The sequence below is a fragment of the Haemophilus sp. oral taxon 036 genome (assembly GCF_002998595.1).
Lineage (GTDB): Bacteria > Pseudomonadota > Gammaproteobacteria > Enterobacterales > Pasteurellaceae > Haemophilus > Haemophilus haemolyticus_K.
The window spans coordinates 552,501-569,386 of the sequence record NZ_CP027235.1 but is presented as its reverse complement, the minus strand read 5'-3'; the positions used below and the strand labels follow the sequence as shown (position 1 = coordinate 569,386).

Genomic DNA, 16,886 nt, shown 5'->3' with positions numbered 1-16,886 from the left:
TTGAATGATTTTAAACCCTGCCAATGAGCAGGGTTTTTTGTTGACAAAAATTTACTTTACAAAACAATATTGTTTATATAAACTTTCGAACCGAAACTTTTGTGTCTAAAGATAGCTTAATGAAAAAAAATAGCCAGCCTCGTAATACTAAACAACGTCGCCATACCATTATGCAACTTTTACAAGAGCAAGGTGAGGTGAGTGTGGATCAACTAGTGCAGCTTTTTGATATATCTGAAGTGACGATTCGGAAAGACTTAAGTGCGCTAGAAACAAGTGGTTTTTTATTGCGTAAATATGGTGGCGCAATTTTAATGCCAAAAGAAATTATGGATGAAAACGAAAATGATGAACTTACGAAGCGAAAGTTTGTCATAGCGAAAGCTGCCGCTGAACGTATTCGAGATCACAACCGCATTATAGTAGATAGCGGTAGTACTACGGCGACTCTGATTAAACAACTTAATTTAAAACAAGGCTTAGTTGTAATGACGAATTCTCTTTCCGTGGCAACGGAATTGAGAGCATTAGAAAATGAGCCAACATTGCTGATGACTGGTGGAACTTGGGATACTCGTTCGGAATCGTTTCAAGGAAAAGTAGCTGAACAGGTGCTGCGTTCTTACGATTTTGACCAACTTTTTATTGGTGCTGATGGCATTGATTTAGCTCGAGGTTCTACGACTTTTAATGAACTTGTAGGATTAAGTCAGGTGATGGCGGAAGTTTCTCGCGAAGTTGTTGTGATGGTGGAATCTCAGAAAATTGGTCGGAAAATGCCAAATTTAGAATTAACTTGGCAACAAATTGATGTGCTTATTACTGATACGGGATTATCAGAACAAGATAAACAAGCCATTTTAGCTCATGGCGTAGAAGTAATTTGTGTATAAAGTGCGGTTAAAAATTAGACGTATTTTTTATTTAATGAACAATAAGGAAAGCTTATGTGTGGTATTGTCGGCGCGGTAGCGCAACGAGATGTAGCGGAAATCTTAATTAATGGTTTACATCGTTTAGAATATCGTGGTTATGATTCTGCAGGCGTAGCAGTGGTAAATGAAAATCATGAATTACAACGCGTGCGCTGCTTAGGTAAAGTTAAAGCCTTAGACGATACTGTATCGGAGAAACCATTGATTGGTGGTACAGGGATTGCGCATACTCGTTGGGCAACGCATGGTGAGCCATCGGAAACCAATGCTCATCCACATGTGTCAGGTACCTTCGCCGTAGTACATAATGGTATTATTGAAAATCATGAAGAACTTCGAGAGTTACTAAAATCTCGTGGTTATATATTTTTATCACAAACAGATACTGAAGTGATTGCTCATCTCGTCGAATGGGAAATGCGTAGCACGGATTCACTTTTAGAAGCTGTGAAAAAAGCAGTAAAACAACTCACGGGCGCATATGGTATGGTAGTAATGGATAGTCGCCATCCTGAACATTTAGTTGCGGCCCGTTCTGGTAGTCCGCTAGTGATTGGTTTAGGCCTTGGTGAAAATTTCTTAGCTTCAGATCAACTTGCACTTTTAAGTGTTACCCGCCGTTTTATCTTTTTAGAAGAAGGGGATATTGCAGAAATTACACGTCGTACAGTTGATATTTATGATACTTACGGCAATAAAGTTGAGCGTGAAATTCACGAATCTAATCTTGAAAATGATGCGGCAGAGAAAGGTAAATTCCGTCATTTTATGCAGAAAGAAATTTACGAACAGCCAACCGCACTTATCAATACAATGGAAGGGCGTCTCAATCATGAAAATGTGATTGTCGATTCAATCGGTAATGGTGCAAAAGACATTTTAGAAAAAGTTGAGCATATTCAAATTGTTGCTTGTGGTACATCTTATAATGCAGGTATGGTGGCACGTTATTGGTTTGAATCTTTGGCTGGCGTGAGCTGTGATGTTGAAATTGCATCAGAGTTTCGTTATCGCAAATTTGTTACACGTCCAAATAGCTTATTGATTACACTTTCTCAATCTGGCGAAACAGCAGATACTTTAGCTGCACTTCGTTTAGCGAAAGAAAAGGGCTATATGGCGGCATTAACAATTTGTAATGTGGCAGGCTCTTCGTTAGTACGCGAATCAGATCTTGCATTTATGACGCGTGCCGGTGTTGAGGTTGGAGTGGCATCAACAAAAGCATTTACGACACAGCTCGCTGCGTTATTAATGTTGGTGACGGCACTTGGTAAAGTTAAAGGTCATATTTCTGCAGAAAAAGAGCATGAGATTATTAAAGCAATGCAATCTTTACCTGCTGAAATTGAAAAAGCGTTGGCTTTTGATACAGAAATTGAAGCATTAGCTGAGGATTTTGCTGAAAAACATCATGCGCTTTTCTTAGGTCGTGGTGCATTTTATCCAATTGCCGTAGAGGCCTCTTTGAAATTGAAAGAGATTTCTTATATTCACGCTGAAGCGTATGCGGCTGGAGAATTGAAACATGGTCCATTAGCGTTGATTGATGCGGATATGCCAGTAATTGTTGTGGCACCAAATAATGAATTATTAGAGAAAGTAAAATCGAACATTGAAGAGGTTCGTGCTCGTGGCGGTCAATTATACGTATTTGCCGATAAAGAAGCGGGCTTTACACCAAGTGAAGGAATGAAAATCATCACGATGCCAAAAGTCAATGATATCGTTGCACCGATTTTTTATACCATCCCAATGCAGTTGCTTTCTTATCATGTGGCTTTAATTAAAGGTACTGACGTAGATCAACCTCGTAACTTAGCGAAATCCGTCACCGTAGAATAAAGTGCGGTTGATTTTAAGATAAATTTAAAGCACAGGTTATAGCTTGTGCTTTATCTGATTGAATGAAAAGGGCGAACATAAAAATGTTCGCCCTTTCCTATCTAAAAAAACGTATAACTTAGCCCATACCGTATTTTTTTAGTTTTTTACGTAATGTACCACGGTTGATACCAAGCATATTTGCTGCACGGGTTTGATTACCACGAGTATATTGCATAATCATATCTAACATCGGGTGTTCAACTTCCGCTAATACTAATTCGTAAAGATCATTCACATCTTGACCATCTAATTGCGCTAAATAATTACGCAATGCTTGTTTTACTGAATCGCGTAATGGTTTGTTGGTTACTTGTGATTGCGCATTTAATACTGATACCGTTAAGGCTTCAGCAGGATTACGTTGTTGTTCTAACATTTTTCTTTATCCAAAATTAAATTGAAAAAATCTTCCAATACAATGAGTTGCTCTTTTGGATCACTAATTGCATTAAAAGTCTGTTTAAAAACGGAATCAGGTTGAATTCCCTGTAAATACCAAGCCACGTGTTTACGCGCAATGCGATAGCCTTTTTGTTCGCCATAGAATTGATGTAATTCTTGAATATGACGCAAAATTTGACCGCACTTTTCGTTTAAACTTGGCATTTGGCTTATCGAGTCATGCTCAATTAGGTTTTCCACAGCTTGAAATAGCCAAGGGTTACCTAGCGCAGCACGACCGATCATAATGGCATCCGCTCCAGTATAATCGAGAACGAATTTTGCTTTCCGAGCAGAATCAATATCACCATTGGCTATGACCGGTATGGCAATTGCTTGTTTAACGGCTTTGATGTTGTCATATTCTGCTTCACCTTCAAAAAGACAAGCGCGTGTACGACCATGCACCGTTAATGCTTGTATGCCACATTGTTCTGCAATTTTGCCGATTTGAACGCAGTTTCGATTAGATTTATCCCAGCCAGTACGAATTTTTAAGGTCACTGGCACATTGACGGCGGACACTACTTCCCGCAAGATTTTTTCCACCAAATCTGGAAATTGCAACAATGCAGAGCCTGCGAGTTTGCGATTTACTTTTTTGGCGGGGCACCCCATATTAATGTCAATGATTTGAGCGCCATATTCCACGTTGACGGCAGCGGCTTGTGCCATCTCGAGTGGGTCACTACCTGCAATTTGCACAGCATTGAGACCTAAATCTTCGCTATGTGCCAAGCGCAATTTGGATTTTTCGGTATGCCAAACTTGCGGATTTGTGGACATCATTTCTGAAAATGTGAGTCCAGCACCATAATATGCACAAAGGCGACGGAAAGGCTGGTCGGTAATGCCAGCCATTGGTGCAAGTAAAACACGATTTTTTAATTGGTATGAACCGATTCGCATTTTACGTTACCTTCCTAGCAAGCCTAAATCTAATTAGTGTCGAACTGGTCGACGACCGACAAGGCTGGCTATAATACGCATTTTGCCTTACTTTGCAAAGTGAAATTTGTTTAAAAAATACACTTTTTTTGATTGACAAAAAGAAATTAAAGCGTTTTTAGTTTACCCGTAATTCGGCACCATTCTTCTCTGACTGCGACTGGCTCTAACGCAAATGTTTGTGCATAGGCATCGCATACCGATTGAGCTTGAGTTTCTAAAATGCCTGATAAACCAAGATCGCCATTAGGTTTAACAAGTTGACTAATGATTGGGTAAAGTTCTTTGAGCGGGCCAGCAAGAATATTTGCCACCATGACATCTGCTTTTAAATCAGCGGGTTTTTCATCAGATAAGAACAGTTGTAGGCGATCAGCTACGCCATTCTGCTCGGCATTATTACGACTAGCTAGAATCGCTTGTGGATCGATATCAATTCCCACTGCACTTTTCGCACCAAGTTTTAATGCAGCAATGGCTAAAATACCTGAACCACAACCAAAATCAATGACGGTTTTATCTTTTAAATCTAGGCCATCTAGCCATTCTAAACATAGCGCGGTTGTAGGATGAGTACCTGTACCAAACGCTAAGCCTGGGTCAAGCATCACATTGACGGCGCTTTCATCAGGCACATCACGCCAACTGGGACAAATCCATAAACGCTTACCAAATTGCATTGGGTGAAAGTTATCCATCCACTCGCGCTCCCAGTCTTTGTCTTCTATTTGTTCAATTTTGTATGCCGTATTGTTATCTAAGTATTTTGCTTCTTTTAATAATCGGACGATTTCTGCCATATCTGTTTCTGCATCAAATAACGCAATAACATCGGTGTTGCCCCATAAACGAGTTTCACCAGGCAAAGGCTCAAAAATCGGAGTATCTTGACTATCCATAAAAGTCACAGAAACGGAGCCGATTTCTTCTAAAAAATCACTCATTTGTTCTGCTTTTTCATTGGTGCTATTGAGGCGAATTTGAATCCAAGCCATTTGTTTTTTCCTTTGATTTCATAAAATGGGGCGTATTATACCGATTTTTTCAAAATTTTCGGCAGTAAAGTCGAGCCAAGTGTGGCGAGCATGATGATTGTTATACCAAGTGCGGCTGAAAATGATAGCGTTTCGCCAAGTAATGATACGGCAAATAAGATGCCGAATAACGGCTCAAGTGCAACTAAAATACCGGAGATATTGGCATCCACACTATTAAGGCCTTTATTCCATAACCAATAGGCAAGCCAACTACAGCCAATGGCAAGATATAATAAACCTGCAATACCTGTGGAATTTAATGATATTTGCCAGTTTTCTGTGAGCAATAGCGTAAATGGCAACGTTGTGATGGTCCCAAGTACAATGCTGACAGAGGTATAAGCTTGCGTTGAGACTTTGGCCACAACTCGCTGTGTCCAACGTAACACGGCTGCGAAAATGATCCCAGCACTTAGCACTAATAAACAGCCAAATAAACTGATGTTATCAATGCCTTCATTATTTTTTCCACCATTGATTAAAATTGCCACGCCAATAAATGCCATTGCGCCGAATAGCCAGTGAAACCATTTTGCTTTGTCTTTAAAGAAGAAATGTCCAACAAATACAACGAGCAGCGGTTCTAACCCAATCATGGTGACTGCACTGGATGCGGATGTATATTTTAGTCCGATGAATTGCAATAAAAATACGGCGGTATAGTTAAAGAATGCCAACCACCAAAGCTGTTTACGCATGGGTTTATCAATTTTTTTCCAACGACGTAAAAAAAGTGGCATGACAATAATTATTGCAATAATTAACCGCACTTGCACAACAAGCACAGGATCCATCATCGAATAAGTGAGTTTACCGACGATTAATGAACTGCTCCAAATAAGTAGCGCAAGAATTTGATAGAGCATTGATGTATCCTTGTGAATTGTTCCAATTCTGTGTTTTAGCGTAGAACTTTCTGAAAGTGAGAAAATTAAATATCACCTTCCTCTAATTTAGAAGAAGGTGACATCATATTGATTAATGCTTAAAGTGCGGTAACTTTTAATTGAGTTTTTTCGATACGACGTTCGCCCAATTTATTACCTACTAAAAATGCAATTAATCCAAATACTAATGACGGTACGATTTGATGGAAGTTAAATAATTTTATGCCAAGTTGAGTGAGCAAGATATAACTTCCCAAGCCGATAATCATTGAGCTTAACGCACCATAAGCATTTGCTTTATCCCAGTAAATACCCAGCACAATCACCCATAAAAATGCGGCTTCGAGTCCACCAAAGGCAAATAGGTTTAACCAAATAATCATATCTGGTGGGTTGAGGGCGGCAAAGATTAAAAGTGCGGTCAAAATCAGCGTGATAATAGATGAAAAATAACTAACTTTTTTCTCATTTTTTGCCGCTTCAGGTTTCGTAGAAAGATATAAATCTTTTACAAAAATAGAAGAAGATTGAATAAGTTGCGCATCAATTGTGGACATAATTGCTGACATCGGTGCGGCTAAGAAAATACCAGCAATAATAGGTGGTAATACTTTTAGCATTAAAGTTGGAATCACTTGATCCGATACCGTTAAATTTGGAATAACTGCACGACCAAGCGCACCGGCTAAGTGCATACCGAACATAATGATGGAAAGAACAATTGTTCCAATTAGCATCCCTCTATGTAAGGCTTTACTGTCTTTAAATGCCATGCATCGAACAGCAGTATGTGGAAGACCAACGACCCCGAAACAGACGAGTACCCAGAATGAAGCCATAAATTGAAAATCTAACATTCCATTTGGCCCGTAAGGCGTGACTAACGCAGGATCGATTTCTGTTAATTTATTAACCGCACTTTCTATCCCACCGAGCGCATAAATGGTTCCTACAAGGAGAATAATAGTACCTAAAATCATGACAGTACCTTGAATGGTATCCGTGAGTACGACGGCACGAAACCCCCCGATAAATGTATAGATACCTACCGTTAAAGCAAATAAGAGCAATGCTTGAGTATAAGAAATACCTATGGTTGTTTCTAATAAACGCGCACCACCAATAAATTGCACGGTCATGGCCGCAAAAAATGCGAGAAGAAGGGCAAGGCTTGATAGCCAGACTAAATATTTGTTTTTATAACGATAAAGGAAAAGATCGTTAATCGTTAACGCATTGGTTTCTCTTGATAATAGCGCGAATTTTTTACCTAATGCGCCTAATGCAAGCCACACTGCTGGGACTTGAATCATCGCAAGTAATACCCAGCCTAATCCATATTTATAAGCTGCTCCAGGGCCGCCTACAAAAGAACTTGCACTGGCATAAGTTGACGCGGTTGTCATTGCAAGAACAAAACCAGTCATCGAGCGATTACCTACATAATATTCCGTTAGGAAATCGCCTTTGGTTCGTTTTACATAAGCGAAAATCGCAGCACCAAATATAAATGCAAGATAAATAATTAAAGGGAGAATAATACCTAAATTCATTTTTGATTCTCCTCATCCTTGATTTCAAGAGAGATATCTTGATAAATAATTTTGATAATCCAATGGCCAATTACAATAAACAGAATAGGCAAATAAATACAAGAGAGTTCGAACCAGAGGGGGAAACCAATCGGCCCTTGAGTTTCTTTAGGCAAATAAGCACATAAGCACCAACCTATCACATATAAAATAGATAGACCTAATGCCCAACTAGCTTCCTTGGCCGCTTGTTGGTAACGTTGTTTTAATGTCATGTTTCTTCCTTAAAATTTTTATAAGTGAAAGTATATTTTTGAATGGTATAAGGGGCATATATTTTATACGCCCCTTATGTTTGCTAATCTTACAACTTTTTTGAATAATTCAAAATGTTTTGCTGATTCTAGTATTTATTATCATTAAATAAGTTTTAGGGATATGCGAAAATGGCTAACACTTGTTAGCCATTTAAAATTTAATTATTCATGCATACCTAATTTTTTCTCCAAATAGTGGATGTTGGTTCCGCCTTTTTGGAAATTTTCATCTTCAAGAATTAATTCATGAAGTGGGATGTTGGTCTTGATACCATCAATAATTGTTTCAGATAATGCATTTTGCATACGACGGATTGCAACTTCACGCGTATCACCATAAGTGATAAGTTTTGCGATCATAGAATCATAATGTGGAGGTACTGTATAGCCACCATAAACATGAGAATCCCAACGAACGCCCAACCCGCCAGGCGAATGTAAGTGATTTACTTTGCCTGGAGATGGTAAGAATGTTTTTGGATCTTCTGCGTTAATACGGCATTCTATTGCATGGCCTTTAACTTTGATGTCCTCTTGTTTAAAGGAGATCGGCAAGCCTGCTGCAATGCGTAATTGCTCTTTCACTAAATCTACACCTGTAATCATTTCAGTTACAGGGTGTTCCACTTGAATACGAGTATTCATTTCAATGAAATAGAATTCCCCATTTTCATATAAGAATTCAAACGTACCTGCTCCGCGATAGCCGATTTCTACACAAGCTTTTGCACAGCGAGAGCCGATATCGCGGCGAACTTCTTCTGTGATACCTGGAGCTGGCGCTTCTTCTACAACTTTTTGGTGACGACGCTGCATTGAGCAGTCACGTTCAGCTAAATAAACTGCATTGCCATGCGTGTCTGCTAATACTTGAATTTCCACGTGACGTGGATTTTCTAAGTATTTTTCCATATAGACCATATCATTGTTGAATGCGGCTTTCGCTTCGGCTTTGGTCATCGCGATAGATTCTTCTAATGCGTCTTCGCCACGAACGACACGCATTCCTCGGCCGCCACCACCGCCGGATGCTTTGATGATGATTGGATAGCCAATACGTTTAGCAATTTCTTTATTTTTAGCAATGTCGTTACCTACAGGGCCATCCGAACCAGGTACACAAGGCACGCCTGCTTTTTTCATCGCTTTAATAGCTGAAACTTTATCGCCCATTAAACGGATGACATCCGCAGTTGGGCCGATGAAAGTGAAACCTGAGCGTTCAACTTGTTCAGCAAAATCAGCATTTTCAGATAAAAAACCGTATCCTGGATGAATTGCATCTGCGCCTGTTACTTCAGCGGCAGCAATGATAGCTGGAATATTTAAATAACTTTTTGCGGAAGGTGCTGGACCGATACAAACGGTTTCATCAGCAAGTAAAACGTGTTTTAAATCACGATCGGCAGTGGAGTGAACCGCCACAGTTTTAATACCTAATTCTTTACAAGCACGTAAAATGCGTAGTGCAATTTCACCGCGGTTAGCAATCACAACTTTTTCTAACATAAAAGAGTCCGTTTAGTCATATAGACGTGAATTTTTATGTAGGTTATTGAAATATTGTTCTCCCTATAAAATTTGGTGTGCACAGATTTCAATTTATATTGCCTACGATAAATTCGCTCTAATTGTTTGTATATGAAATAGGCGGACTAAAGTCCGCCCGACGAAAATATTGGAAATTATTCAATAACGATTAATGGTTCGTCGAATTCAACAGCGTCACCGTCGTTGATAAGAATTGCTTTTACTACACCAGCTTTGTCCGCTTCAATGCGGTTCATCATTTTCATTGCTTCAACGATACAAAGCGCGTCGCCAACTTTCACAGATTGACCCACTTCAACGAATGCTTTTGCTTCTGGGCTTGGACTGCGATAGAACGTTCCTACCATTGGTGAACGTACAAGATGGCCTGATACTTCATTAGATGCAGCTGGTGCTGGTGTCGCAGCTGCTGGGGCTTGAGCTGGCGTAGCAGCTGGAGTTGGTGCTACTACTGGTGCTGCAGCGTATTGAACTGCTGCTGGAGTAACTGCTGGCGCTGCACGGCTAATACGTACTGTACCTTCTTCTTCCTGCACTTCTAATTCAGTAATGCCAGATTCTTCTACTAATTCGATTAATTTTTTGATTTTACGAATGTCCATACGTTCTTCCTAAAAAGATTGAAATTTTAACCGCACTTTTAAATGAAAAAGTGCGGTTATGAATAAACTTATTTTTGCGTTGTAAAGATTACCTTAAATTTTGCAAATTTGCGATAAAATTCTGTGAATTTCGCCAAAAATGCTCGATTTTCTTATTTTTTAGCAAGGTAATCGATAGCAAATAAAAAGGCAAACTCGTAACCTTTTGCGCCTAAACCGCAAATAACGCCTTCAGCCACATCGCTAAAATAAGAATGATGACGAAATGGTTCACGTTTATGTACGTTGGATAAATGAATCTCCACAAAAGGAATTGAAACAGCTAAAAGTGCATCGCGCAATGCTACACTGGTATGGGTGTAAGCAGCAGGATTAATTAAAATAAAATCGACTTGCTGAAAACTTTCGTGGATCTTATTAATTAATTTTTCTTCACTATTGGCTTGAAAACATTCCACTTTTACATTGTGCTGAGTGGCTAATGTTTGTATTTTCTCTTCAATGGATGCTAGAGAAATACTGCCATAATGTTTTGGCTCGCGAGCCCCTAACATATTTAAGTTCGGGCCATTTAACAGCAAAATTCTGTGTATTTGCGACATTTTTAATCCTTTTTGTGTGGCGCATTATACTGATTTTTCGATTTTGGGTGGTCGAATCAGATAATTTTAGTGATAAATTCAGATTCTAAATCCACAATAGGTAAATTAGAACCAGGCCAAGCGCGTAGCACTTGATATTCCATCAAATCTAACGTGTCTAAGCCTGGCGTTACATTCGGGGTGTATTGTTGTGCGATTCGCGCTAGCTGAGAGAGCCCTAAACTGCTTTCGATACTTGAACTAATAACCGCTTTTAGGCCTAACGAATGTGCTTGGTTAATGAGTTCAGCACAACGTTGAATTGAACCAATTAAAGTGGGTTTGATTACGACAGCCGATAAGTGCGGTTCTTTTTCTATGCAGAAATTAGGCTCTCGCACGGATTCATCCCATGCAATCGCAATATCGGTTTGCGCTGCAAATTCACGGCTGAGTTCTTGTGTTTTACAAGGCTCTTCTAAAAATTGAATACGTTTTCTATGTTGAGGTTTGACCTTAGCGGCAAATTGCAACGCTTTTTCTAATGACCAATGGCGGTTTGCATCTAGTCGTAATTGTAAATCAGGAATGGCCTCTAAAAACATATCGGCAATTAATCCATCGCGATTGGCTTCGTATATGCCCACTTTCATTTTTGCCACTTTTTCGCCTTCCATGCTCGCAAGTTTAGCGTACAGTTCATCTGGATCGCCATAACAAAGTGGTGCCGTATGATAATTGCCTTCAGCTTGTAAATAACCTTTCATTTCATCCATTGCGCAACTGATACCAAAAGCAACGGAGGAATAGGTGCCATCTAATGGTACGCGAGGTGCATCGCAGCTTGCATTGCACCATATCGTTAGCCATTCAATTGCTTGTTCTTGAGCTTGGTCTAAGGTTTCTTCGCTAAAACCAGGTAGCGGGGCGATTTCTCCCCAACCGTCTCGGCTGCAACTCACTCTTACGATTAAGCCTTCACGGCGTTTTAAAAAACGATCACGTAGAATAAGTTGGCTATCAACGGGGATGGAATAACGGTAAAGATTAAATGATTTTTCAGCCATGTTTGCTCCCAATACAAAAGTGCGGTCAAAATTCACGAAGATTTTTAACCGCACTTTAGAACGATAAATTAAGGGTTACGTCTGAATTTGCTGAAGTCTGGGGCGCGTTTTTCGTTAAACGCATTGCGACCTTCTTGACCTTCTTCAGTCATGTAGAACAACATCGTTGCATTACCCGCCAATTCTTGAAGACCAGCTTGGCCATCACAATCCGCATTTAATGCTGCTTTCAAACAACGAATCGCGATTGGGCTATTGCGTAACATTTCACGACACCAGCGCACGGTTTCTTTTTCAAGATCAGCGTAAGGCACAACAGTATTGACTAAGCCCATGTCTAATGCTTCTTGTGCATTATATTGACGGCATAAGAACCAAATTTCACGCGCTTTTTTCTGACCCACTAAACGAGCCATATAGCTTGCGCCCCAACCACCATCGAATGAACCAACTTTTGGCCCTGTTTGCCCGAAAATGGCATTTTCAGCAGCAATTGTTAAGTCACAAAGCATATGTAATACATGGCCGCCACCAATTGCATAACCTGCCACCATTGCCACGACCGGTTTTGGACAAGAACGAATATCGCGTTGGAAATCTAATACATTTAAGTGATGTACGCCGCTGTCATCTTTGTAACCGCCGTAGTCTCCACGCACTTTTTGGTCACCACCAGAACAAAATGCTTTTTCGCCTTCGCCAGTTAATACAATGACACCAATGTTTTCATCGAAACGTGCATCAGAAAATGCAGTGATCATTTCTTTCACTGTTTGTGGACGGAACGCATTACGAACTTCTGGGCGGTTAATTGTGATTTTGGCAATACCGTCAGTAGATTTATGATAGCGAATGTCGCTGTAGCCTTCGCTGTGATCAACCCACTCAACAGGCGCATATAACACATCATCTTTTGGATTTTGCATGAGAATTCCTTTTAATTAACGTAAAAAAGTGTGGTCATTATAGCGGAAGTTTTTCGGATCAGGAAAACTAAATTCATTTGCTGCTTTATCTGTTGTGAAGATATTGCTAGAATTTTGCGCATTCTCACTTTTATAAGGATCAAATGTGAAATTAATTGCAACCTTAGGTATGGCAGCATTGCTGTCTGGCTGCTCAATATTTGGTAGCTCACAATCCGCAATCCCAGGTGAATTTGCGGGGGCGGATTACCAACTTTCCGATCAAGATGCAAAACAGTGGGCGATTGCAAGTAAGCAAGCAGAACAATGCGTTTACCCAAATTTAACTCGAATTTTGCAACAGCATTTTTCTAAAGAAGATAGCTATATTCATTCACAATATGTCTTTTTCTATCCATTGGAAAAAATTATTGGCGAGCAATATGTGAAGATTATTCAAGGTGATGAGAAGTCGATGAATTATGCAAGCTATCAGTTTAAAAAATTCCGTACTGAAGTAGGTAATGTTGAGCCTTTAACTGAACAGGCGTGTTTAAAATTACGTAATGAAGCGCGCGATGATTTGGCTGTCGTGAAAGGTCAATATAAAAATGGCATGGTGGAAGTGCAGAAAAATGAAGATGGCACACCGAAAAATCCTGATGGTATCGCGACGAATGAAAATAAATTCTTCTTTGATATTATCAAATGGGGTTCAATGCTATTGCTTTAATTTTTTTGGCATGTAAACATACAATATAAAAATAATAAGGAGGCGACTATGTCAGATGTATTCCATCTTAATCTTACAAAATCTCAACTTAAAGGCGCAACACTCGCTATTGTCCCCGGCGATCCTGCGCGTAGTGAGCGTATTGCTAAACAACTTGATAATCCAGAGTTTCTTGCTAGCACGCGTGAATTTACTTCATGGTTAGGTTATCTTAATGGGCAACCTGTTGTTGTATGCTCTACCGGTATTGGTGGGCCATCAACCTCAATTTGTGTGGAAGAACTGGCTCAACTTGGCATTCGCACTTTCTTACGGATTGGTACAACGGGGGCAATTCAACCACATATTAATGTGGGTGATGTTCTTATTACAACGGCTTCTGTTCGCTTAGATGGTGCAAGCCGCCATTTTGCACCGTTAGAATATCCGGCTGTGTCAAACTTTGAATGTACAACTGCACTTTATAATGCAGCGAAAGCAAAAGGGATTGAACCTTATGTAGGTGTGACTGCATCATCTGATACATTCTATCCAGGTCAAGAACGTTATGATACCTATAGTGGTAAAGTATATCGTGATTACCAAGGACTACTTAAACAGTGGCAAGATTTGAATGTTATGAACTATGAAATGGAATCGTCAACATTGTTTACCATGTGTAGCGCATTGGGGTTACGAGCAGGAATGGTTGCAGGCGTGATTGTAAACCGCACTCAACAAGAAATTCCAAATGAAGCGACAATGAAAGAGACTGAAGAGAAAGCCGTTTCAGTGGTAATAGATGCAGCGAAAATATTGTTAAATTAAAAAATAACGCCTTGTTTTACAAGGCGTTATTTATTCTGGTTCTATTCCCACTCGATCGTTGCTGGTGGTTTTCCGCTGATGTCGTACACCACGCGAGAAATGCCATTCACTTCGTTGATGATACGGTTAGACACTTTGCCTAATAAATCATAAGGCAAATGAGCCCAATGTGCGGTCATAAAATCGATGGTTTCTACCGCACGTAGGGAGATAACCCAATCGTATTTACGGCCATCGCCCATTACACCTACAGATTTCACTGGTAAGAATACGCTGAAGGCCTGGCTGGTTTTTTCATACCAACCGCTGTTGCGTAATTCTTCGATAAAGATTGCATCTGCACGGCGTAATAAATCGCAGTATTCTTTTTTCACTTCGCCTAATACACGCACGCCTAAACCCGGGCCCGGGAATGGGTGGCGGTTGATCATTTCAGCTGGTAAGCCTAATGCTAAACCGATTTTACGTACTTCATCTTTAAACAATTCACGTAATGGTTCAACTAAGCCAAGTTTCATATAGTCTGGTAAACCACCTACGTTGTGGTGTGATTTAATCACATGTGCTTTACCAGTTTTGCTTGCTGCAGATTCAATTACATCAGGGTAGATCGTACCTTGTGCCAACCATTTAACGTTAGTGAGTTTTTTCGATTCATCATCGAAGACATCAACGAATACTTTACCGATAATTTTACGTTTCGCTTCAGGATCGGATACGCCTGCAAGTTCGCCTAGGAAACTGCTTTCCGCATCCACACGGGTGATGTTCAAACCGAATTTATCGCCAAACATTTCTATTACTTGATCGCCTTCGTGTAAGCGGAGTAAACCGTTATCCACGAATACGCAGTGTAGTTTTTTACCGATCGCTTTATGTAATAACAGTGCAACAACAGAGGAATCAACACCACCAGATAAGCCTAAAATAACTTCGTCATCGCCTACTTGCTCTTTAATACGAGCAACGGCATCTTCGATAATGTTTTCTGCTGTCCATTTGGTTTCGCAACCACAGATATTCACGACAAAATTAGTTAATAATTCTAAACCTTTTTTGGTGTGGGTTACTTCTGGGTGGAATTGTACTCCGTAGAAACGACGGCTTTCATCAGACATTGCTGCAATTGGACAGGTTGGAGTAGTCCCAGTAACTTGGAAGTTTTGAGGTAAACGAGTGACCTTATCACCATGGCTCATCCAAACATCTAAAGTCGGCTCATTTGCTATCAAGTTATCATTAAGATTTGCAAAAAGTGCGGTGGAATTTTTAAGAGAAACTGAAGCATAGCCGAACTCTCTGTGCTCTGACGTTTCGGTTAAGCCTCCAAGTTGCATTGCCATAGTTTGCATTCCATAGCAAACGCCTAATATCGGGACTCCAGCATTAAATACATATTCAGGTGCGCGTGGACTATTTTCTTCAGTGGTACTTTCTGGACCACCAGAAAGAATGATACCGTCTGGATTAAATTCACGGATTTGTTCTTCAGTCACATCCCACGCCCAAAGTTCGCAGTACACACCAATTTCACGTACACGACGAGCAATTAGTTGAGTATATTGTGAACCAAAGTCGAGGATTAGGATTTTGTGATTGTGAATATTTGTCATTTTTTGCCTTATGTTAATTTTGTTTTGTCATATTGATGTAAGTTCCACCATGTCCATCGCTGATATATTTGATGTGAAATGTTTCAGTCTTATTACAGCCTTTTACCGTCCAAGTTTCATTCACTAAGTCTACAGTGGAAGTTTTGTTGTTTAGTTTTACATCATCTATCTGAGTGTGAATTTGTTTTGGCGTACAATTATGGATTGCTCTAAAAAATAGGTTAATGTTACTTGCCGTATCATATTTTAGTAAATCGTCTGCGGTTGTTTCCCCAGTATAAGTTGGACCGAGTAATGTGCAGGCCGATAGAATAAATGGAATCAGTAATATAAATTTCTTCATTATAGTTCCTTTTATTGCCTGAAACAGTTCAAAAGAGCGGGCAAATTTAACCGCTCTTTTATTCATTGTTAGCCCATACGATAGTTTGGCGCTTCTTTAGTAATGGTTACGTCATGAACATGGCTTTCTTTAATACCTGCGCCACTGATGCGAACGAATTCTGCTTTCGTACGTAATTCTTCTATGGTCGCGCAGCCAGTTAAGCCCATGCAAGAACGTAAGCCACCCATTTGTTGGTGGATGATTTCTTTTAAGTAACCTTTGTATGGAATACGGCCTTCGATACCTTCTGGTACGAGTTTGTCTGCAGCGTTATCCGATTGGAAGTAACGGTCTGAAGAGCCTTTCGCCATGGCACCTAATGAGCCCATACCACGATAAGATTTAAATGCACGACCTTGGTAAAGTTCGATTTCACCTGGAGCCTCTTCTGTACCTGCGAACATAGAACCAACCATTACACAGCTTGCGCCTGCAGCGATAGCTTTTGCAATATCACCTGAGAAACGGATACCACCGTCCGCGATAACTGGAATACCACGATCTTTTAATGCTGCTGCTGCATCTGCTATAGCAGTGATTTGTGGAACACCCACCCCGGTTACGATACGAGTAGTACAAATTGAACCAGGGCCGATACCTACTTTCACTGCGTTTGCGCCTGCGTCTGCAAGTGCGATAGCACCTTCAGCAGTCGCTA

At 40.1% G+C, this 16,886-nt stretch carries 18 protein-coding genes (1 of these 18 only partly in view); 4 read left to right on the top strand and 14 right to left on the bottom strand.

Annotation, left to right across the window (positions count from 1 at the left end; all coding sequences use genetic code 11):
• The first annotated feature begins 119 nt into the window (after window positions 1-119).
• Window positions 120-893, top strand: a complete 774-nt coding sequence (locus C3V42_RS02760; RefSeq protein ID WP_106013558.1) for a DeoR family transcriptional regulator — start codon at window positions 120-122, stop codon at window positions 891-893.
• Between the two features lie 54 nt (window positions 894-947).
• Window positions 948-2,780 (top strand): glutamine--fructose-6-phosphate transaminase (isomerizing), encoded by a 1,833-nt coding sequence (glmS, locus tag C3V42_RS02755; protein ID WP_106013557.1) that lies wholly within the window; start codon window positions 948-950, stop codon window positions 2,778-2,780.
• A 118-nt stretch (window positions 2,781-2,898) separates the two neighbouring features.
• Here the strand turns inward: glmS and fis are convergent, their stop codons facing one another.
• The 11 genes from fis to menB form a co-directional block, all read right to left on the bottom strand.
• Window positions 2,899-3,198, bottom strand: a complete 300-nt coding sequence (fis, locus tag C3V42_RS02750; protein WP_009500196.1) for a DNA-binding transcriptional regulator Fis — start codon at window positions 3,196-3,198, stop codon at window positions 2,899-2,901.
• Window positions 3,192-4,172 (bottom strand): tRNA dihydrouridine synthase DusB, encoded by a 981-nt coding sequence (gene dusB / locus C3V42_RS02745; RefSeq protein ID WP_065265627.1) that lies wholly within the window; start codon window positions 4,170-4,172, stop codon window positions 3,192-3,194. Before dusB ends, fis begins: the two co-directional genes overlap by 7 nt.
• A gap of 146 nt (window positions 4,173-4,318) precedes the next feature.
• Entirely contained in the window at window positions 4,319-5,206 is an 888-nt protein-coding gene (gene prmA / locus C3V42_RS02740) for a 50S ribosomal protein L11 methyltransferase (RefSeq protein WP_106013556.1), read from the bottom strand.
• Between the two features lie 35 nt (window positions 5,207-5,241).
• Window positions 5,242-6,114, bottom strand: coding sequence for an EamA family transporter (locus C3V42_RS02735; RefSeq protein ID WP_065265629.1), 873 nt, complete (start codon window positions 6,112-6,114; stop codon window positions 5,242-5,244).
• A gap of 119 nt (window positions 6,115-6,233) precedes the next feature.
• Window positions 6,234-7,688: a sodium/pantothenate symporter gene (panF, locus tag C3V42_RS02730; RefSeq protein ID WP_065265630.1), complete on the bottom strand. Its 1,455-nt coding sequence runs from the start codon at window positions 7,686-7,688 to the stop codon at window positions 6,234-6,236.
• A complete protein-coding gene (locus tag C3V42_RS02725) occupies window positions 7,685-7,942 on the bottom strand; it encodes a DUF997 family protein (RefSeq protein ID WP_005634512.1) in 258 nt (85 codons plus the stop codon). The genes panF and C3V42_RS02725 overlap by 4 nt, the downstream gene beginning before the upstream one ends.
• 204 nt (window positions 7,943-8,146) lie before the next feature.
• On the bottom strand, window positions 8,147-9,493 hold the full coding sequence (gene accC, locus C3V42_RS02720; RefSeq protein ID WP_065265631.1) for an acetyl-CoA carboxylase biotin carboxylase subunit: 1,347 nt from the start codon (window positions 9,491-9,493) through the stop codon (window positions 8,147-8,149).
• A gap of 176 nt (window positions 9,494-9,669) precedes the next feature.
• Window positions 9,670-10,137, bottom strand: coding sequence for an acetyl-CoA carboxylase biotin carboxyl carrier protein (gene accB / locus C3V42_RS02715; protein ID WP_065265632.1), 468 nt, complete (start codon window positions 10,135-10,137; stop codon window positions 9,670-9,672).
• A 152-nt stretch (window positions 10,138-10,289) separates the two neighbouring features.
• Complete coding sequence (gene aroQ / locus C3V42_RS02710; RefSeq protein WP_065265633.1) at window positions 10,290-10,739, bottom strand: type II 3-dehydroquinate dehydratase; 450 nt, start codon at window positions 10,737-10,739, stop codon at window positions 10,290-10,292.
• A gap of 56 nt (window positions 10,740-10,795) precedes the next feature.
• Entirely contained in the window at window positions 10,796-11,785 is a 990-nt protein-coding gene (gene menC, locus C3V42_RS02705; RefSeq protein ID WP_164994213.1) for an o-succinylbenzoate synthase, read from the bottom strand.
• A 68-nt stretch (window positions 11,786-11,853) separates the two neighbouring features.
• Window positions 11,854-12,711, bottom strand: a complete 858-nt coding sequence (gene menB, locus C3V42_RS02700; protein ID WP_005630980.1) for a 1,4-dihydroxy-2-naphthoyl-CoA synthase — start codon at window positions 12,709-12,711, stop codon at window positions 11,854-11,856.
• 145 nt (window positions 12,712-12,856) lie between these two features.
• On the opposite strand from menB, the gene C3V42_RS02690 reads away from it, so the two are divergent.
• Window positions 12,857-13,423 carry a DUF5358 domain-containing protein gene (locus C3V42_RS02690; protein ID WP_083071931.1) on the top strand — a complete coding sequence of 189 codons (567 nt, stop codon included), beginning with the start codon at window positions 12,857-12,859 and terminating at the stop codon, window positions 13,421-13,423.
• Between the two features lie 48 nt (window positions 13,424-13,471).
• The gene (udp, locus tag C3V42_RS02685) at window positions 13,472-14,230 is read left to right on the top strand and encodes a uridine phosphorylase (RefSeq protein WP_106013554.1); all 759 of its coding nucleotides are present in this window, start codon (window positions 13,472-13,474) and stop codon (window positions 14,228-14,230) included.
• Between the two features lie 41 nt (window positions 14,231-14,271).
• Here udp and guaA read toward each other — a convergent pair whose 3' ends face one another.
• The 3 genes from guaA to guaB all read right to left on the bottom strand — a co-directional run.
• A complete protein-coding gene (gene guaA, locus C3V42_RS02680; protein WP_106013553.1) occupies window positions 14,272-15,843 on the bottom strand; it encodes a glutamine-hydrolyzing GMP synthase in 1,572 nt (523 codons plus the stop codon).
• A 13-nt stretch (window positions 15,844-15,856) separates the two neighbouring features.
• Window positions 15,857-16,186 carry a hypothetical protein gene (locus C3V42_RS02675; RefSeq protein WP_005646998.1) on the bottom strand — a complete coding sequence of 110 codons (330 nt, stop codon included), beginning with the start codon at window positions 16,184-16,186 and terminating at the stop codon, window positions 15,857-15,859.
• A 68-nt stretch (window positions 16,187-16,254) separates the two neighbouring features.
• On the bottom strand, window positions 16,255-16,886 hold the final stretch of the coding sequence (gene guaB, locus C3V42_RS02670; protein WP_106013552.1) for an IMP dehydrogenase. It continues 835 nt past the right edge of the window; the window shows 632 of its 1,467 coding nt (coding positions 836-1,467); the start codon falls outside the window, past its right edge — the gene reads right to left on this strand; the stop codon is at window positions 16,255-16,257.